The 21,120-nt window shown below is 69.9% G+C and carries 4 protein-coding genes; all 4 read left to right on the forward strand.

Annotation, left to right across the window (positions count from 1 at the left end; translation table 11 throughout):
• Positions 1-131: 131 nt before the first annotated feature.
• Genes G4D83_RS11055 through G4D83_RS11070 form a run of 4 tightly spaced genes read left to right on the forward strand, consistent with a single transcriptional unit; the run spans position 132 to position 21,114 of the window.
• On the forward strand, positions 132-2,330 hold the full coding sequence (locus tag G4D83_RS11055) for a beta-ketoacyl synthase N-terminal-like domain-containing protein (RefSeq protein ID WP_163864650.1): 2,199 nt from the start codon (positions 132-134) through the stop codon (positions 2,328-2,330).
• On the forward strand, positions 2,330-6,661 hold the full coding sequence (locus G4D83_RS11060) for a type I polyketide synthase (RefSeq protein WP_205522612.1): 4,332 nt from the start codon (positions 2,330-2,332) through the stop codon (positions 6,659-6,661). The genes G4D83_RS11055 and G4D83_RS11060 overlap by 1 nt, the downstream gene beginning before the upstream one ends.
• Complete coding sequence (locus tag G4D83_RS11065; protein ID WP_163864652.1) at positions 6,658-15,570, forward strand: non-ribosomal peptide synthetase/type I polyketide synthase; 8,913 nt, start codon at positions 6,658-6,660, stop codon at positions 15,568-15,570. The genes G4D83_RS11060 and G4D83_RS11065 overlap by 4 nt, the downstream gene beginning before the upstream one ends.
• A 9-nt stretch (positions 15,571-15,579) precedes the next feature.
• Positions 15,580-21,114 carry a type I polyketide synthase gene (locus G4D83_RS11070; protein WP_163864653.1) on the forward strand — a complete coding sequence of 1,845 codons (5,535 nt, stop codon included), beginning with the start codon at positions 15,580-15,582 and terminating at the stop codon, positions 21,112-21,114.
• The last annotated feature ends 6 nt before the right edge of the window (positions 21,115-21,120 follow it).

The following is a 21,120-nucleotide window of genomic DNA, read 5'->3' on the forward strand; positions in this document are numbered from 1 at the left end:
TGCAAGTCGTCAAGAATCTCCTGGGTTGGGTTGTTGTGACTGTGTATGTGAATGGGCGCACGACAATTGTCGTTGTGGATCATTTCGAGTGATTGACCTGTCGTTTGGGATTGCATTAAGAGTCCGACGCGATGCGGTGCGAGGCAATAGCCGTGGTGGGAATGGGGCTCCGCTTTCCTGGGGCCGAGTGTCCTCGAACACTGTGGAGGAATTTGTGCAAGGGATTGGACGCGACTGGCGACATCCCGGCGTCCCGCTGGGAGATGGGATTGCTGCATGAGCCCGCCCCGGACCGCCCGGGACGGATCCGTAACCGGCGCGCCGGCTTGCTGGACGACGTGGCCTCGGTGGACCCCCAGGCCTTCCGCCTCTCCAGGCGGGAGCTCCGGCAGATGGACCCCCAGCACCGCGTGTTGTTCGAGTGCGCGTGGCGCGCGCTGGAGGATGCGGGCATTCCCTTCGACACCCTTCGTGGCAGCAACACGGGCGTCTTCGTGGGAATCAACTTCAGTGACTTCCAGCGCATGCTCGCGCGGGACTGGGCGGCCCTGGATGGGTACTCGCTGCTGGGCACGACGCCGTCCTTCGCGGCCAACCGCATCTCCCACGCGTTCGACCTTCGCGGCCCCAGCACCTGTTCCAGCGTGGGGTGCGCCTCGTCCACGACGGCCCTGCACGAGGCCTGTCGGAGTCTGATGCTGGGCGAGGTGGATTGCGCGATCGCCGGTGGGGTGGAACTGATGCTCTCTCCGGACAGCAGCATCATGCTGTCCCAGGCGGGCGTGCTGTCGGCGCGCGGGCAGTGCCGGACCCTGGATGCGGGGGCGGACGGCTACATCCGAGGCGAGGGCGCAGGGCTGGTCGTGCTCAAGCCGCTGTCCCGGGTGGACGCGAGTGATCGCGTGTACGCGGTGATTCGAGGCAGCGCCGTCAACCACAACGGCCGGAACGAGTGGATCATGGCGTCCAGCGTCGAGGCGCAGACGGAGGTCATTCGCCAGGCCTGTTCGCGGGGCGGCGTGGAGGCCGAAAGCCTCGACTACGTGGAGCTGCACGGCTCGGCCTTCCTCAAGGGGGATGCGGCCGAGGCCATCGCGATAGGCGCGGTGCTTGGCGGTGCGCGCACGGCCCCGTGCCGGCTGGGCGCGGTCAGCAACAACCTGGGCTACCTGGGGGCGGCGGCGGGCATCGCGCAGTTCATCAAGGTGTGTCTGTCGCTGCACCACCGCACGCTGCCGCCGACAATTCATGTGGATTCCCCCAATCCTCACATCGCGTTCGGGGAACTGGGGCTGCGAATCCAGTCGGAGTTGGAGGCCTGGCCCGACCGGGGAACAGGTGCGCCTCCGCGCGCGGGCGTCGTGTCTACCTCCCTGGGTGGGTCCAATGCCTTTGTTATTTTGGAGGCTTCTCCAGAATTCCCTCTTACGGAAGGGATTGCAGCGCCTTCGTCGGGCCACCTCCTGGTGCTCTCGGCGCTGACCCCGGAGGCACTTCGCCAGCAGTCCCACCAGGTCCTGGATTTCCTTGCTGAGACCACCGACCCTGCCGGGCGGCTGGAAGATGTCTGCTTTACCGCGATGTTCAAACGACAGCACCACCGTCACCGCGTCGCGGTGATCGCCGGGGGGCGGGAAGGGTTGATGCGAATGCTGAAGGCATTCATCGATTCTCCAGAACAGACCCTCTGGGTGGAGGAGGGTCAGCCAACTCAAAGAGTTGAGGCGGCACGGACCTATCTCGAAAGTGGTAGGGTTTGGCGCGAGGCCCTTCCAGGGCGCGAAGGGAGATGTGTGAGTCTTCCCGTCTATCCCTTTCAGAGACAGCGCTTGTGGCCGGAGTGGCTTTCGCCCGAGGTGGTGTCTCGTGCCCCATCGCTTTCGCGGCCGGCTGCAGCCGAGGCGCCTGCTCCCCACGGGACGGCAGGGAAGGATTTCCGGGAGGGCGCCTCTGAAGCGCGCGAGGCCCGGCTGCTCGAGTTCCTCCAGGAGCAGGTCGCGGCGGTGCTGGAGGTGGAGCCCGCGGGGCTGGACGCGCGGGGCCGGACCCTGTTTGAGCTGGGGCTGAATTCCGTGGCCCTGGTGATGCTCAAGGGGCGCATCGCCCAGGAGCTGGGCGTCGCTCTCCCGACGACCCTCCTCTTCGAGCATCCGCGACTGGAGTCACTGGCCGCGCGGCTGCGCGGGCTCCTGGACTCTCAAGCGGGTGCACCCCCGGAAGCTGGCGAGGACGCGGCGTTGGTGGAGCGGATCTCCGGGTTGTCCGAGGCGCAGGCCCGCGAGCTGATCGCCCGGAAGCTCGCGGAGCTGAGCCTCGAGGAGGTGGGGTGATGAGCCGCGAGGATGGCACTGGCGTGGAGTTGACGCCGCTCCAGCAGGCCCTGCTGACCATCGAGAAGCTTCAGCGGAAGCTCGCGTCCGTCGCCCGGGCGGACGAGGGGGCCATCGCCATCATCGGGATGGGCTGTCGGTTTCCAGGTGGCGCCTCCAGCCCAGCGCGCTTCCGCGAGCTGCTCTGGAGCGCGGGCGACGCGCTGACGAACATCCCCTCTGAACGGCGAGCGCTCCAGGGCGTCCATGACCCCGAGTCCTCCACGCCGGGCAAGACGACGATGCGCCGGGCGGCGTTCGTGGAAGGAGTCGACCGGTTCGACGCGGAGTTCTTCCGCATCTCCCGGCGCGAAGCGGAGGGGATGGATCCCCAGCAGCGCTTCTTCCTGGAGGTGAGCTGGGAGGCGCTCGAGGACGCGGGGCTCGCGCCGCACCGGCTCGCGGGGACGCGGACGGGCGTCTTCGCCGGCATCCACGCTCGGGACTACGCGCTGATATCGGAGGGCGGGCTGGAGAAGGTCGGCGCGCACTACTCCACCGGCGTGGACGCCAGCTATGTCGCCGGACGCCTCTCGTATCTGCTGGGGCTCGAAGGGCCCAGCATGGCCGTGGACACGGCGTGCTCCTCCTCGCTGGTCGCGGTGCATCTGGCATGTCAGAGCCTGCGCTCGGGCGAGTCGACCGTGGCCATCGCGGGGGGCGTGAAGCTCCTCCTCGCGCCCCACCTGAGCGTGTTCCTGTCCAAGGCGGGGGCGCTCTCTCCGAGTCAGACCTGCCGCGCGTTCGACCGCGATGCGGACGGCATGGTGCAGGGCGAGGGATGCGGCGTGGTCATCCTGAAGCGGCAGCGGGATGCCGTTCGCGATGGAGATCGCATCCTCGCGACGATTCGCTCCACGGCGACGAACCACGACGGTGCGAGCGGCGGGCTGACGGTGCCGAACGTCCGGGCACAGGAGTCGCTGTATCGGCTCGCGCTCCAGCGCGCGGGCATCGAGCCGGGGCAGGTGGACTACCTGGAGGCCCACGGGACAGGAACCCGGCTGGGGGACCCCATCGAGTTGGAGGGGATCGCGAGGGTCTATGGGCGCACGCGGACTCCGGAGCGGCCGCTCTGGATTGGCTCCGTCAAGCCGAACATCGGTCACACCGAGGCGGCGGCGGGAATCGCGGGGCTCATCAAGGCGGTGTCCATCCTCCAGTCCGGAGAGGTCCCGCCCGCCCTCCACTTCGAGCACCCTACGCCCGAGTTCGCATGGGAGGGCTCCGGCATCGCCGTGGCTCGGGAGCGCATGGCCCTCACCGAGCAGGCCCGCCCGCATCGGGTCGCCGTGAGTTCGTTCGGGATGAGCGGTGTGAATGCCCACGCGCTCCTCGAAGCGCATCGGGAGGACGCCTCGGCATCGACGGATGCGGGGCCCTACCTGTTGCCTCTCTCGGCGCGCGGCGAGCCGGCCCTGAGGGAACTCGCCGGAGCCTGGTCGCGCCAGCTCTCGGAGCTCCGGGGCGTGAATCTCAGGGATGCCTGCTTCACGGCGGGCGCGGGACGCGCGCATCACGACCAGCGCCTCGCCTTCGTCGCCCAGACCCGCGAGGAGTTGCATGCGCTGCTGCGCCGCGCCTCGGAAGGGCGCGAAGGTGCGGGACTCTTCCAGGGACGGCTCAAGGGCCCGGCGGGACGTGGCGTGGTCTTCGTCCTGGGGGATGACGCCTCCGTGGCCTCGAGGCTCATGCGAGCGGGGCAGGGTCAGGAGCCGTCCTTCCTTCGCCACGTCGCGCAGCTCGACGGCGTCTTCCGTCAGGTGGCGGGCCTGTCGGTGTTCGAGCACGTGGGGCGGCGCGAGGGCGATGCCGTGGTCCTCCTCGCCTGTCAGCTCGCCCTGGTGGAGATGTGGCGCTCCTTCGGCGTCGAGCCCTTCGCTGTCGCGGGTCATGGCACGGGAGCGCTGGCCGCCGCTGTCATCGCGGGCGTGATCACCGTGGAGGAGGCGGCCCGGAGCGTCCTCGGGCTCGCGCATCCACAGCCGATTCCCGCCCGGCCGGCGAAGTGCCCCTTCTTCTCCTTCTCCGAGGAAGAGTGGCTCGATGCGGGTGCCGAAGGGACGACTGGGGACCTGACGAACCGGGACGTTCCCGAGGTGGACCTGTCCGCCGAGCATTTGATGGAGCGGAGTGCCTCGGTCTACCTGGAGCTGGGGTGTGAGGCCTCGCTCGGTGAGGCGTTGGAGGCCGCGGCCCAGCGACGGGGCAGGGACGTGCTCGTCCTGCACGCGGCTCCGGTGGACGGCGCGGATGCCCGGCAGGTGCTGCTGACGCTCGCCGCGAGGCTCTACTGCGCTGGCGTCCCCCTCCGATTCGAGAACCTCTTCCCCGAGGGAAAGAAGGTCGTCGCTCCGACCTATCCCTGGCAGCGCGAGCGCTTCTGGTGGGACGGTGCGCGGGAGTCCGCGAAGGCGTCGCCCGTGGCCGTCATCGACACCGCCGCATGCGAGGGGCTGTTCCACGAACTCTCATGGAGCCCTCGCGAGTCGGCGCGCGGGCAGGTCCGGCTGGATGGCGCGTGGCTCGTCATCGCCGAGGAGCCGGAGGCCACGGTGGCGCTCCGTGACGGACTGGCCGAGGCGGGTGGCGAGGTGGCGCTGGCGTGTCCAGGCGCGTCCTACGAGCGCGTGTCCGCTCGCGACTACCGCCTCGACTTCACCCAGGCCGCATCCTTCTCCCGGCTGCTTGGCGAACTGGCCTCGGCGAGCCGCGAACTTCGGGGCGTCCTCTTCGTGGCGCGCACCGGGAATCCCGAGGCGCTCGACGCCTTGAGCCGTGGCGTTCGGAGCCAGGCCGTCGCCGTGACGTCGCTCGTCCAGGCCCTGGCTCGCACGACGCTGGGGAGGACTCCACGGCTGTACCTCATCACCCGGGGAGCGCAGGCCGCGGGCGGAGACTCCGAGTCGGTGTCGCTCCTGGGCGCTTCCCTCTGGGGGCTCGGACGGGTCATCGCCTACGAGCACCCCGAGCTGCGGTGTACGCGAATCGATGTCGACGCCGTGTCGGGTGTGGAGTCGTCGCGCGCGCTCGTCGATGAACTCGGGCGCGCTTCTTCCACCGACGCGGAGGACGACGAGGTCGCGCTGCGCGGGGACAGACGGCTGGTCCCGAAGCTCACCCAGGGACGTCGGACTCCCTCGAGCACGAAATCATTCCGTCCTCGAGCGGATCGCACGTACCTCATCACCGGTGGGCTTGGCGGAATCGGGCTCCGGCTGGCCACGTGGCTGGTGGAGCAGGGCGCGCGTCACCTCGCGCTGTGCGGTCGGATGGGAGAGACCTCTGAAGCGCGTCGGGCCCTGGCGCCGCTACGGGCCTCGGGAGCGACGGTGGAGGTCTTCCGCGTCGATGTGAGCCAATCGGAAGCCGTTGCTGACCTGCTGCGGGCCGTTCGGAGTGGAGGACCTCCGCTGGGCGGGCTCTTCCATTGCGCGGGCGTGCTGGCCGACGGCTCCCTGCTTCAACTGGAGCCCCGGAGCTTCGACACCGTCATGGAACCCAAGGTGGACGGAGCCTGGAACCTTCATGCGCTCGCCACGGATGCCTCGGTGGAGCAGTTCGTCCTGTTCTCGTCGACCGCGGCGTTGATCGGTGCTCCGGGGCAGGGCAACTACGCCGCGGCGAACGCCTTCCTCGACGCTCTGGCCCGTCTCCGGCGCGCGCAAGGGCTGCCCGCCATCAGCCTCCAGTGGGGAAGCTGGGGAGAGGTCGGCATGGCCGCCGCTGACGCCCGGCGCGGTGCGCGACTCGCGGAACACGGCATGGCGCCCATGTCCGTCGAAGAGGCCTTGTCCGCCATGGCCCTCACGCTCGCCGATGCTCCCGTGGCCCGCGGCATCGCTCGCTTCGATGTGGAGCGCTGGAGAAACAGCCACCCGTCCGTGGCGGGTTCATCCCTGTTCCGTGCGCGGGTCCCCAGTCCACTCACGGTCGTCGCCGAGGACGCGCCTCGCAAGCTCCGGGAGGTGCTGCTCTCACTGGAGGGCTCCTCGCGTTCCCGCATGCTGGAGGCCCGGCTCAAGGAGATGGTGGGCAAGGTCAGTCGCCTGGAGCCCGAGCGCCTCTCCGCGACGGACTCGTTCGACGCGCTGGGCTTCGATTCCATCATGGCGTTGGAGCTGCGCGACCTGGTCATGGGCGAGCTCGACGTAGGGCTGCCGCTCAAGAGCTTCGTGGATGCGCGCTCCATCGCGCACGTGGCGGCCGAGTTGCTGGAGAAGCTCGCCGTCGCCAGCGTGATGGGCGGGGTGTCTTCGGAGCGGACCGACACGAAGCGGGTCCTGCTATGACGCTGGCCGAGCTCCTTCAGGCGTTGGCCGCGCACGGCATCAAGCTGAGCGTGGACGGCGAGCACCTGGCCGTCGACGCGCCGGACGGAGAGATTCCCACGGGGCTGCGCGAACAGCTCGTGGAGAACAAGGCGGCGCTGCGGGCCCTCCTGTCGGAGCAGGGCGAGCCCCTGTCGGAGACCCCGGTGGAAGTGGTGCCCCGGCCCGAGGAGCGGCACCTGCCGTTCCCCATGACCGAGCTTCAGCAGGCCTACAGCGTGGGGCGACAGGCCGAGCTGGAGATGAACGCGTCGATGCACGCGTACAACGAACTCGACTGCCCCGCGCTCGACCTCTCGCGCTTCGAGGAGGCGTGGAACCAGGTCGTGGCCCGCCACGAGATGCTGCGCGCCGTGGAGGCCCCGGGCTTCCAGCAGCGGATCCTCCCCTCGGTGCCGCGCTACCGGCTGCCCCTCGAGGACCTGCGCGGGCGTGGTCAGGAGGAGGCCGAGGCGCGACTCGTCGCCATCCGCGAGCGACTGTCCCAACAGGTGCTCCCGCTCGACCAGTGGCCCCTGTTCGAGCTGCGCGCGTGTCTGCTCGACGGCGACCGCGTGCGCCTCTTCATGAGCATCGATGGGACCTTCGTCGATGGGTACAGCTTCCAGATCCTCTACCGGGAGCTGGTGCACTTCTACCGGCACCCCGAGGTCGCCCCCTCTCCCGCGGACCTCACGCTGTCGTACCGGGACTATTCGCTGGCCGTGCACCACTCCCGAGGTGCCCGCTACGCGCGCTCGCTCGAATACTGGCGCGCGCGACTCCCGCACCTTCCTCCCGCACCGGACCTCCCGCTGGAGAAGGACCCTCGCACGCTCCGACGTCCTCGCTTCCGCCGCTGGTTCGCGCGCGTGGACGCCGAGGTGTGGCAGCGACTCAAGCAGCGGGCCCGGGCACGCCGGCTGACGGAGCCCGAGCTGCTGCTGGCCGCTTATGCGGAGGTCATCGCCCGCTGGAGCCGCAGCCCTCGCTTCACGCTCAACGTCCCGCACTTCAACCGGCTTCCCGTCCACCCGCAGGTCAACGACATCATCGGGACCTTCGCCAGCTTCACGTTGATTGAAGTGGACCACCGGCCGGAGCGCGGCTTCACCGAACGCGCGCTGGCGATTCGTGAGCAGCTCCTCCTCGCGCTGGAGCACCGCGAGGTAAGCGGCGTCGATCTGTTGCGCGAGCTGTTCCGGGCCCAGGGGCGGATCTCCGGCGCCATCATGCCCGTGGTGATGACGAGCTTCGCCTCCCACTCCAGGAGCCGGGACTCGCATTGGGTGGACTTCCTGGCGGAGGCGTTCGGTGGGCTCGTCGAGGCCCTCACGCAGACGCCGCAGGTGTGGATCGATCTCCAGATTGTCTACCAGGGGGGCGGCGTCTTCCTGAACTGGGACGTGGCGGAGGAGCTGTTTCCGCCCGGCATGCTGGAGGACATGTTCAACGCCTTCCACGCGTTGCTCCTCCGACTCGCGGAGGATGACGCGGCCTGGGAGCGCGCGGACCTGGACCTCCTGCCGGCGCGCCAACGCGAGCTGCTTGCCCGCGTCAACGACACGGCACGCCCGCTGAGTGGTGAACTGCTCCACTCCGGCTTCTTCCGGAACGCCGCCGCGCGTCCGGACGCGGTCGCCCTGGTCTCGGAGGGGAGCACGCTGAGCTACGGCGAACTGGCCCGGCGCGCCAACCGCCTGGGGCATGTGCTCCGCGAGAGGGGCGCCGCGCCCAATCAAGTGGTCGCGGTGGTGATGGAGAAGGGCTGGGAGCAGGTCGTCGCGGTGCTGGGCATCCTGAGCTCCGGCGCGGCTTACCTGCCCATCGACGCGGGCCTGCCGCTGGAGCGCCGCTCCTTCATGATGCGCAACAGCGGCGTCGAGCGAATCGTGACGCAGCCGAAGTTCGCCCGAGATGCCTGGTCGGACCATGTCCAGGTGCTGGTCCTCACTCCGGAGGCCTTCAGCGAGTACCCCGACGCGCCGTTGTCGACGGCGCAGCGACCCGAGGACCTCGCGCACATCCTCTACACGTCAGGCTCCACGGGCCAGCCCAACGGGGCGATGCTCACGCACGCGGGGATGGTCAACGCCATCGAGTGGACCAACCGGAAGTTCGGTGTCGGACCGGATGACCGACTCATCGCCCTGAGCGCGCTCCACCACGACTTCTCCGTCTACGACGTGTTCGGGACGCTGAGCGCGGGGGCGACGGTGGTGATGCCGGATGCGTCCCGGCGTCGGGACCCCTCGCACTGGGTCGAGCTGATGGCCCGTCACGGCGTCACGGTCTGGAGCACCGTGCCGGCGATGATGGAGATGCTGATGACGTACCTCGAAGGAGGCAACGTCCGGCTCTCGTGTCCGTTGCGGCTGGTGATGCTGGGCGGCGACTGGATTGCCGTCACGCTCCCCGGGCGCCTGCGGGCGCGCTTCGGTGGCGTGAGGGTGGTGAGCGTCGGAGGCCCGACCGAGACGTCACTGTGGAACATCACCCATCCGGTTGAAGAAGCGGACGAGCGCCGTCGCAGCATTCCGTACGGCAAGCCCATCGCCAACACCCGGTACTACGTGTTGGACGAGCGACTGGAGGAGCGGCCCCTCTGGGTGCCGGGTGAGCTGTGCTGCGCGGGCATCGGCGTGGCCCTGGGCTACATCGGCGCGGGGGCGGGTTCCCAGAAGTTCACCGTCCATCCGCGCACGGGCGAGCGCATCTACCGCACGGGAGACCTTGGACGCTACCTGCCCGATGGAACCATCGAGTTCCTCGGCCGCGTCGACTTCCAGCTCTCCATCCGGGGACAGCGCATCGAGCCCGGTGAAATCGAAGCGGCCCTGCTGCGGGAGCCGGGCATCCGCGCGGCCGTGGTGGGCGCCGTCGGTGAGCACCATGAGAAGCGGCTCGTCGCGTATGTCGTCCTCGCTGACGGGACGCGGGAACTCGACACGCGGCGGGTCCGCGAGTTCCTCTCGCGCACGCTTCCAGAGCACATGGTGCCGGCGACGTACGTCGTCCTGGACGCCCTGCCGCTGACCCGAAACGCCAAGGTGGACCGACGGGCATTGCCCCACCCGGACCTGGTCTCCCAGGCGAAGCAGGACACCGCGTCGGGATCGGCCGTCGCCACCGGAGGCAGTGGCGAGGCCCGCGCGCTCCAGGACGCACTGTCGAAGGCCGTCGGGGCCGTGCTCGGTGTTCCCGCGGTCCATCCGGAGCGCAACTTCTTCGAGCTCGGCGCCAACTCCGTGCATCTCATCCAGCTCCACCTGCGAATCAAGCAGGAGCTGGGGCTCACCATCCCCGTCGTCGAGCTGTTCGGGAACCCGACTGTCCGCTCCCTTGCGATGCGGCTTGGTGCCCCTGGCGCCGCCGTGAAGCCCGTGCCCGTCGCCGAGGCACCTCGGAAGCAGGGGGACCGGGACATCGCCATCATCGGGATGAGCGGTCGCTTCCCCGGAGCCGCCACGCTCGACGCGTTCTGGAGCAACCTGGTGGGGGGCGTCGAGTCCGTCGGCACCTTCACCGATGAGGAGCTGCTGGCCGCGGGCGTGAGCGAGAGCGCGTTCAGGGATCCCCGCTACGTCCGCGCCTCGGCGGTGATGGAGGGGTTCGACGCGTTCGATGCCGACTTCTTCTCCCTCACGCCCCGCGAGGCGCGCTCCCTGGACCCCCAGCAGCGCGTGTTCCTGGAGTGTGCCTGGGAGGCGCTCGAACATGCGGGCTACCCACCCAGCGCGTGCGACGCCGTCGTCGGGGTCTACGCCGGCAAGAGCGTCAGCCACTACCGTTATCCCTACCCGGACCTGACGCGGCCGATCAGCTTCTTCCAGGACCTCGTGTCCCAGGACAAGGACTTCCTGGCGACGCAGACCTCCTACAAGCTCGACCTGCGCGGGCCGAGCGTGAACCTCCAGACGGCGTGCTCGACGTCGCTCGTCTCCGTGTCGACGGCCTGCGATGCGCTGCTCGACGGACGCTGCGACATGGCGCTGGCGGGCGGGGTGGCCATCAAGGTCCCCCACAAGGTCGGTTACCTCTACGAAGAGGGCAGCATCTTCTCGGGAGATGGCCACTGCCGGCCGTTTGATTCCCGGGCCAACGGCACCCTCCCTGGAAGCGGGGCCGGCGTCGTGGTCCTCAAGCGCTTGAGCCAGGCGCTCGCCGACGGGGACCGCGTCCTCGCGGTCATCAAGGGCTCGGCCGTCAACAACGATGGGCACCGGAAGGTCGGCTTCATGGCGCCCGGTGTGGAGGGGCAGTTCGACGTCGTCCGGCGCGCGCACCAGCACGCGGGTGTCGACCCGCGGACCATCTCCTACGTCGAGGCGCATGGGACGGGGACCGCGATGGGCGACCCCATCGAGATCGCCGCGCTGACCCGGGCCTTTGGTGAGCAGACGGAGTCGCGGTCCTGTGGGCTGGGCTCGGTGAAGAGCAACATCGGACACCTGGACAGCGCGGCGGGAATCGCCGGACTCATCAAGGTCGTCCTGTCCCTGCAGCACCGCACGCTGGCGCCCTCGCTCCACTTCGAGCAGCCGAACCCGCGCATCGACTTCGAGCACAGCCCCTTCTACGTGGTCGACAAGGCCATGCCCTGGAACGTGGCGAGCGGCCCGCGCCGCGCGGGAGTCAGCTCCTTCGGCATTGGCGGCACCAACGCCCATGTCGTGGTGGAAGAGGCTCCCGCGACACGGGGTGTGGAGGCCTCGGCGACGCTGAGGGACCGCTCCCGCCATCTCCTGACGCTCTCGGCGCGGAGCGACGCGGCGCTGCGCCAGCTCGCGGGCCAGTACCAGTCGCTGCTGGAGGGCACCGACGCGGCGCTCGCGGACGTGTGCTTCTCCGCGAACACCGGCCGGGTCGCTTTCGAGCATCGGCTCGCCATGGTTGCCTCGGAGCGCGGCGACATGGCCGCGTTGCTCGGCGCAGCGGCGAAGACGGAAGAGCGTCCGGGGATGGTGCACGGGGTGCTCGACCCGAAGCAGTCGCCGAAGGTCGCGTTCCTCTTTTCGGGGCAGGGCTCGCAGTACGTCGGGGCCGCTCGCGAGCTCTATCCGACGCATCCGGGCTTCCGCCGCCGCATCGATGCGTTCGATGCGCTGCTGCGCGGCGCCTGGACACAATCGCTCCACTCGGTGCTCTATCCGGAGCCGGGGCAGACCTCGCCCATCGACCAGTTCGACTACGCCCAGCCGGTGCTCTTCGCGTTGGAGTACGCGCTGGCCGAGCTGTGGATGTCCTGGGGCATCCAGCCCGATGTCCTGCTCGGACACAGCACCGGAGAGCTGGCGGCGGCGTGCCTCGCCGGCGTGTTCAGCATCGAGGACGGGCTGAAGCTGGCGATTCATCGCGGACGCCTGATGCATCAGCTCCCCGAAGGCGGAAACCTCGCGGTCTCCACGGGGGAGGCAGAGGTCCGCGAGGTCCTGGCGGCAGGCGGTTGGAGCTGCTCCATCGCCGCGCTCAACGGCCCCGACAACGTGGTCGTCTCCGGTCCTCCCGGCGAGCTGCGAGAGGTGGCCTCGGCCCTGGAGTCGAGAGGCCTCAAGGTCCGGCGCCTGAACATTCCGCGCGCGGCCCACTCGGTCATGGTCGAGGCCATCCTCCCGGAGTTCCGGGCCGTCGCCGCCACGCTCACCTACGCGCGGCCCGCGATTCCCATGGTCTCCGGGATGACCGGCGAGCCCGTCACGGAGGCCATCGCCACGCCGGACTACTGGTGCAGCCAGCTCCGCGACCCGGTGCGCTTCGCGGAGGGCGTGGAGCGCCTGTATCGCGATGGGGCGAGGGTGTTCGTTGAGATAGGACCCAAGGCAACCCTGCTCGGCATGGCGGCGCGGTGCCTTCCAGAAGGGGAGTGCGCGTGGCTGCCGAGCCTGCGGTCGGAGGATGGCGGCTGGCAGCAGATGTTGGAGAGTCTGTCGGCCCTGTACGTGCGAGGCGCCCGGGTGGACTGGGCGGCTTTCGATGCGGGCTTCGCCCGGCGCAAGGTGGCGCTCCCCACGTATCCCTTCCAGCGCCAGCGGTACTGGGAGGAGGGGGCGGGGCTGCAGCGCCTTCATGGCGCGAGCGTCGCTCGGCAAGAGCATCCGCTGCTCGGCGCTCGGGTTCCGTTGGCCGTGCTCGGGGCCGACGCGCTGCTGTTCGAGACGACGCTGGGTCCCTCGACGCAGGCGTTCCTGGGACAGCACCGCGTCTTCGGGACGCCGACGCTGCCCGCCACCGCCTACGTCGAGATGGCGCTGGCCGGAGGTGCTCGGCTGCTGGGGACGAAGACGCCGCGGCTGGAGAACCTGTCCCTGCTCGCGGCGATGACGTTCCCTCAGGACGCCGGACGCAGGGTGCAGTGCGCGGTGAACAGGGGAGAGGCGGGCACGGCGACGGCGCGCATCTTCAGTCGCGCCATGGGTGACTCGGAGGGTGAGTGGATCCTCCATGCGACCGGGACACTCCGCGCCCCTCGCGACGGCGAGCTTGCCTCCATGGAGCCGGGGCACGACGCGGTGCTCGCGACGCTGCGGACCGCTCCGCTCATCCAGGACCCCTATCGAAGGGCGCGCGAGTCCGGCGTCGACTTCGGCGCGGAGTTCCAGGGCATCACCGAGCTGCGCCAACAGGGAGAGCAGGTCCTTGCCCGCATCGAGCGGCCCGCCATGCTCGGAGGCAACGGCGCCTTCATCGCGCACCCCGCGCTGCTGGATGCCTGTCTCCAGGTGGTGGGGGGCGCCTATCCAGACCCGAGCGCTTCCGAGCTCTATGTGCCGATGAACATCGAGAGCCTCGTGCTGTTCGGAGGACTCGACGAGCGGATGTGGAGTCACGCGGTGGTTCGGCCCGTGGACGCGACGCGGAAGCGTCTGCGCGCCGACGTCAGCGTCTTCGGAAGTGACGGGCGGCTGTGCGCGCGCGTCCTGGGAATGGAGCTCCAGCGGACGAGCCGGGAAGCCTTGAGCCCCGCGACACCGGCATCGTTGGACGGATGGCTCTATGAGCGCCGGTGGGAGCCGCTCGCGCTGGAGGCGACAGTTCCTGCTCCGTTCGAGACGGGTGGCGGACCGTGCCTGATTCTCGCGGACGAGCGCGGACTGGGACGTCAGCTCGCGCAAGCGCTCGAACGCGACGGACGAACGTGCTTCCTGGCGTTCCGCGGACAGACGCTTCGGACCCTCGACGACAAGCACTTCGAGTTGCCCGAGGACCCCGAGGCGCTCGCTGATGCCCTGCGGACACTGGGGCTTCCTGCTTCACTGTCGGACGTCATCCTGCTGTGGGGACTCGACGGCGCGGATGCCGAGGACCTGGACCCGGCGCACCTCGACGCGGACACCCTGCGTGGATGCGGGAGCGGACTCGGGCTGCTGCGCTACCTCATCGAGCGCGGATACTCCGAAGCGGTGTGGCTGGTCACCCGGGGAGCACAGGCCGTGGTCGCGGGGCAGCCACTTCCCGGGATTGCGCAGTCGCTGCTCTGGGGCATGGCACGACCTGTCGCCATCGAATCATCCGAGCTGGATGTCCGGTGCGTCGATCTCGATCCAAGCAGCGAGTCGGATGCTCAAGTGGAGGCGATCGTCCGGGAGCTCCACGGTCGCTCCGAGGTCGCCGACAACCAGGTCGCCTTCCGTGGTGGCCGCCGCGTCGCGCGGCTGCGAAGGGTCGCGTCGCGCGAGGTGATGACTGCGTCCTCGATGCGAGTGGAGTCCGACTCCATCCGGGCTGATCGCAGCCAGCTCGTGGTGGGCGGACTCGGGCGGCTGGGGTTGCTGACGGCGGAGCTCCTGGCTCGGCGCGGCGCGCGGAGCCTCGTGCTGACGGGACGTGGCGCCGTGGGACTGGAGGCGACCGAGCGGCTGGCTCGCCTGCGTGCGCGAGGGGTGCGCGTCGAGTACCGACAGGTGGACGTCGCGGACGAGGCCGCGCTCGCGGCGCTGCTCCAGGAGATTTCGGACGACCTGGCGCCGCTGGGCGGCGTGTTCCACTCGGCGGGAGTGCTCGATGACGGTGTCCTGCGTCAGCAACGCTGGGCCCGCTTCGAGAAGGTGCTGCGGCCCAAGGTGAAGGGCGCCTGGAACCTGCACCGCCAGACGGCGCATCTCGCCCTCGACCACTTCGTGTTGTTCTCGTCGGTGGCCTCGCTGGTCGGCTCCGCTGGACAGTCGAACCACTGCGCGGCGACGGCGTTCGAGGACGCGCTGGCGCACCACCGTCGCGCCACCGGGCTGGCGGGGCTGAGCATCAACTGGGGCGTGTGGGCCGGTGACGCTGGCGCGCGCGTGGACGTCGGCGCGCAATCCCACACCCCGGGCTGGGGTGTGCTCCCCGTGCAGCAGGGACTGCGGGCACTCGAAGCGCTGCTCACGAGTCCTGTCGCCCAGGTGGGCGTCGCGGAGATCGACTGGGCGGTGTTCGGCGGCGGTCGCCCCGCGCCCTATGACGCCGAGCTGCGGGAGGCCGCGCGGGGGCGGACCGTGGAGCGCGCGCGCTTCCTGGAGACGCTCTCCCAGTCGCCCGTCATGCATCGCCGGAAGCTGCTGATGGACTACCTGCGTGAACAGGTGGCCTGGATTCGTGGCGCGGGCTCCGGTGCGTCGGTGGATCCAACGCAGGGCTTCAACGAGATGGGGATCGACTCCCTGGCGGCGTTGCAGCTCAAGAACCGACTCCAGAGCGGCTTCGGGCTCTCGCTGCCCGCCACCCTCGTCTTCAACTACCCCACCACCGAGAAGCTCGCGGAGCAGCTCGCCACCGCGTTCATTCCCCTGGAGTTCGCCTCGCCCACCGTCGCGCGTCCCGAGGCACCGGACGTGGGCACGCCCGCACTGGAGAACCTGTCCGAAGCCCACCTCGCCCACATGCTCGATGAGCAGCTCTCGAAGATGAACTAGGGGCCCGCCATGTCAGCCGAGGGAAACTACGGGGACTTGATGAAGCGCGCGCTCCTGAAGCTCCAGGACGCACAGGCGCAGCTCGATGCCCACGCGCGGGAGCGGCATGAGGGCCTGGCGATCATCGGCATGGGCTGTCGGTTCCCGGGAGGTGCTTCGAGTCCCGATCGCTATTGGCGGTTGCTCCTCGAAGGCACCGACACCATCACCGAGGTCCCTCCCGAGCGGTGGGACGCGGACGCCTTCTACCATCCGGACCCGGACCAGCCCGGGAAGGTCTACTGCCGGTACGGCGGCTTCCTGGAAGACGTCGATCAGTTCGAGCCCCGGTTCTTCGGCATCTCTCCGCGCGAGGCGGCGCGGATGGACCCTCAGCACCGGCTCCTGCTGGAGGTCGCCTGGGAGGCACTGGAGCGCTCCGGGCGCAATCCGACGTCACTGCATGGAACCCGGACGGGCGTGTTCGTCGGGATGATGGGGCAGGACTACACGCAGATCGCTACCCAGTCCGCAGAGCTCATCGACGCCCACACCGGGGCGGGCAATGGCGCGAGCGTCGCCTCGGGTCGGCTCTCGTACACGTTCGGCTTCCAGGGGCCCAGCCTCACGGTCGACACGGCTTGCTCCTCGTCGCTGGTCGCCGTCCACCTCGCGCTCCGCGGCCTGCGTCATCGCGAGGTCGACTTCGCGCTGGTGGGCGGGGTGAACCTGGTGCTGTCGCCCGTCGCGACGCTGATTGAGTCGCGCGCGCACATGCTCGCCGCTGATGGTCGCTGCAAGACCTTCGATGCGGCGGCCAATGGGATTGGCAGGGGAGAGGGCTGCGGAGTCCTCGTCCTGCGGAGGCTCTCGGATGCCATCGCGGATGGGGACCCCATCGTCGCGGTGATTCGTGGCTCGGCGGTCAACCAGGATGGTCGGACCAGTGGGCTGACTGTTCCGAACGGGCTCGCCCAGCAGCAGGTCATCAAGGATGCCCTGCGGGATGCGCGGGTCGAAGCACCGCGCGTGGGCTACGTCGAAGCGCACGGGACCGGGACGGCGCTCGGTGACCCCATCGAACTGGAGGCGCTCGGCGCGGTCTACGGCGACCGGACGACGCGGGAGCAGCCGCTGGTGGTGGGTTCGGTGAAGACGAACCTGGGCCACCTCGAAGGCGCGGCGGGCATCGCGGGGTTGATGAAGGCGGCTCTGTGTCTGGCTAACGAGGAGGTTCCGCCTCACCTCCACCTGCGGACTCCCACGCCGCACGTCGACTGGAGCCGGCTGTTCGTCGAGGTCCCCACCGCTCGGCGTAGCTGGCAGGGCGCGGAGCCCCGCTTCGCGGCCGTGAGCTCGTTTGGTTTCTCGGGCACGAACGCGCACGTCATCCTGGAGTCAGCGCCGCGCCCGGAGCAGAAGCCTGCTCGGAGCCCCGCGCACCCCCTGAATTTGTTGACGCTCTCGGCCCGCTCGGGCGGCAGCTTGCACCGGCTGGCGGAGTCGTTCGCGGACGAGCTCGCGGGTGCGCGCAAGGACGCGCTCGCGGAGGTCTGCCACACGGCGAATGTCAGTCGAAGCTCGCATGAAGAACGCGCGGCCTTCGTGGCCTCGACCTCCGAGGAGATGGCCGCCGCCCTTCGCGCCTTCGGTCGCGGTGAGTCCCGGTCCACCGGCACGTGGGTGGAGGGACAACGAGGCGCGGAGCCGCCGCGCGTCGCATGGCTCTTCACCGGCCAGGGCGCCCAGTACGTGGGCATGGGGCGGGAGTTGTTCGACACGGAGCCGGGCTTCCGTCGCGACCTCCTCCGCTTCGAGGAGATCCTCCGGCCCCAGCTCGACCGGCCGCTGACCGAGGTGCTGTTCCAGGACGACGGTGGTGCCCTGAACGAGACCCGCTACACGCAGCCGGCCATCGTGGCGCTGGAGCTGGCGGTGGCCGGACTGTTGCGCTCGTGGGGCCTCCCTGCCGATGCGGTCCTGGGCCATAGCGTCGGTGAGTATGCGGCGGCCATCTTCGCCGGTGCGATGAGCCCCGAGGTGGGACTCCCGCTCGTGGCCGAGCGCGCGCGACTGATGCAGGCGCTGCCCGAGCGCGGCGCGATGCTGGCCCTCTTCACCGACGAGGCACGCGCGCTCCGGGCACTGGCGGGTCATGACCGGGTGACACTGGCGGCCGTCAATGGACCGCGGAACACGGTGGTCTCTGGAGCGGAGACATCACTCGCCGCCATCGCTCGCGAGCTGGCCGCCGAGGGCATCGAGAGCCAGCGCCTGAAGGTCTCCCATGCCTTCCACTCGCCGCTGATGCAGCCGATGTTGGAGGAGTTCGCGCGGGTGGCCGGGCGCGTGCGACTCCAGGCGCCCCAGGTGGCGCTCATCTCCAACCTCGACGGCGCCGAGGCGGGCGCTTCCTTCACGCTTCCTGACTACTGGGTCCGGCACGTCCGCGAGCCGGTCCGCTTCTCGGAAGGACTCCGCACGCTCGTCCAACGTGGGGTGCGCGTCTTCCTCGAAGTGGGGCCGAAGCCGGTCCTGTCGAACCTCGCTCGCGATGTGGTGGCCCCCGAAGCCGCGCTGTTTCTGGAGACGCTGCACCCCCGTCGCTCGAATTGGGCGGGGCTGCTTCGCGCCCTGTCGGAGCTCTACGTCCGTGGCGCACCGGTCGACTGGGAGCGCCTCGACGCCGGACGCGGGCGTATCGCTCTTCCGACCTATCCGTTCGAACGCCAGCGGCACTGGCTGGATGTGCCCGCGCCCTGGGCTCGTCCCGTGCGGTCCACGACGCACCCTCTGCTCGGCGCTCGTTGGGACTCCGCGGCGCTGCGGGAGGGCACCACGGTGTTCTCGCAGGAGTTGGAGGCCAAGGCTCTTCCACTCCTGGGTGACCACCGCGTGTACGGCAAGGCGGTGGTCCCCGCCGCGGCCTTCGTGGAGATGGTGGTCGCGGCCGCGGCCCAGGTGTCGGGCTCGGAGTCGATGACGCTGGAGGAAGTGACGCTCCACCAGCCCCTCGTCCTGCCGGAGCAGCGGACGCGCGTCGTCCAGACGCTCCTGGAGGAACAGGGCGCGGCGGGCTTCACGTGCACCGTGATGAGCCGGGAGGACGCTCGCCAGGAAGAGGGGAGTGGTGCGCGTCCCTCCTGGACCACCCACCTGACCTGTCGTGTCTCCGCGCTGAGCGCGACGCCGCCTCCTCGCGCGGAGCTGGAGGCGTGGCGCCAGGGCTGCCCCAGCCCCGTCGACCTCGAGGCTTTTTCCGAGGCGATTCGCCAACGCGGGCTCGACTACGGTCCCTCGCTGCGGGTGCTGTCGTCGCTCCAGCGGGGCCCCCACGCCGCATGCTCCTCCAGCGAGGTGGAGGCGCGTGGCGTGAGCTACCGCGCCCATCCGGCCCTGCTCGATGCGTGCCTCCGGACGGCGGCCGCTGTCACTCCGCTGTCGTCAGACGACGCGTTGCTGCTCCCGGTCGCCATCCACCGACTCGACTTGTACCAACGACTGCCCGCACGACTCTGGACGCTCGCGACGCAACGCGCGGAGGTCGGAGCGACAGGACACCCCACCACGGACCTGACCCTGTGCGCCGATGACGGCACCGTGGTCGCGTCCCTCACGGGGCTCTCCGTCCGCAAGGCCGAGCGGGAGGTGTTGCTGCGCGGACTCGACGTGGACTGGCAGGAGTGGCTGTACCGCGTCACCTGGAGCCCGTGTCCCTCTCAGGACGAGCTGCGCCCGGTGGGCCAGCGTTGGGTCCTCTTCATCGGAGACGGGGGCTTCGGGGACGAACTGGCCTCGCTGCTCGAACAGCGGGGAGCCCGAGTCACTCTCGTGCGCAAGGGCCTGGCGTTCAGCAGTGGCTCCGACGGCATCCAGGTGGACCCCGCGATGCCCACCCACTTCGACCGCTTGTTCTCGGAGTGGGAAGGCACGCCGCCCCACGGTCTCATGTACCTGTGGGGCCTCGACGGGGGACCTGACTCGGAGGCTTCGCTGGAGGCAGCGCGGCTCTCGGGCTGCGTGGGCGCGCTGCATCTGGTGCAGGCCCTGTCGCGAGCCTCCTGGGCTCCCATGCCCCGGCTCATCATCGCGACCCGGGGGACCCAAGCGCTGCCCTCCGATGCCCAGGGGCCGCGCATCGCGCAGGCGCCGTTGTGGGGATTCGGGCAAGCGGTGGCGACCGAGCTGCCGGAGCTGCGATGCCATCGTGTCGACCTCCCCGGCGAGCCCGTTGCCGGCGAGGCCGAGGCGTTCGTCCGTGCGTGCGCGCTTTCCGAGCACGAGAACCAGGTCGCCGTGCGCGCAGGGGGGCTGTTCACCGCGCGACTGGAGCGCGCGCGCACTCGCGCGGCGACCCGCACGCTGGCGATCTCCCCGGAGGCGTCCTACCTGGTCGCCGGTGGCCTGGGGGGACTCGGGCTCCGACTCGCGGGCTGGCTCGCGGAACGGGGCGCACGGTACCTCGTCCTGCTGGGAAGGCATGGCCCTTCGGCGGAGGCCCAGCGGCAGCTCGACGCACTGGCGACGCGGGGCGTGCACGTGCGCGTGGCCCTCGCGGACCTCGCCTCGCACGAGGAGGTGGCGGCGGCCCTGGTCCAGCCGCGCGGCGCCCCGCCACTGCGAGGCATCTTCCACGCCGCGGGAGTCCTCCGCGATGGCACCCTGACCCATCAGACCGCTGAGAGCTTCCGCGAGGTGCTGGCACCCAAGGTCCAGGGCGCGTGGAACCTTCACGTGCTCAGCACCGGGATGGCGCTGGACTTCTTCGTCTGCTTCTCCTCGGCGGCCTCGCTCCTGGGGACTCCGGGCCAATCCAACTACGTCGCCGCGAACGCCTTCCTGGATGGACTTGCACACCTCCGGCACGCGCAGGGACGACCCGCGCTGACGCTCAACTGGGGCTCCTGGGCGGAGACGGGAATGGCCGCGCGGCTGGGCTCGGGGGCCGCGCGGTCGCCCGGTGCACTGGGGTTCGGGACGATTCCGGTGGAGCGCGGACTGGAGATCCTGGAGCGCCTCATGGGCGGAGCGAGCGCCTCGCTCGGTGTCTTCCCCGTCGACTGGTCGCGACTCGCGGAGCAGTGGCCGGGGTTGGCGCGTCAGGCCTTCTTCCAGGGACTGCTCGGTGGGGCGCCGCTCCAGCCGCGGTCGCCTGGCTTCCGCGCTCGACTGGAGGCGGCCGCGCCGAACCGGAGGTTGGAGCTGCTGCGTCAGCACGTGACGGAGCAGGTGTCACGGACGCTGGGGCTGGCGGAGTCGGAGCGGCTCTCGGGCAGCGAGCGGCTGTTCGACCTCGGCTTCGATTCGCTGCTGGCGGTGGAGCTCAAGAACCGGCTCGCGAGCAGCCTCGGCAAGAGCCTGCGCTCGACCCTGGTCTTCGACTTCCCCTCGGTGGGCGGGCTCGTCTCGCATCTCGCGGGAGAGCTGGGGCTGGGTGAGGACGCCCGGAAGCCCGTGGAGGACCCGACGCGAGACGACGCCCTGGTCGCTGAAATCCAGGCCCTGTCGGAAGCAGAACTCACCTCACTCATCGACCAGGAGCTGGTGAGCGCGCTCACCCGCTGAGGACCG

Origin of the sequence: Myxococcus eversor, assembly GCF_010894455.1 — a bacterium.
Lineage (GTDB): Bacteria > Myxococcota > Myxococcia > Myxococcales > Myxococcaceae > Myxococcus > Myxococcus eversor.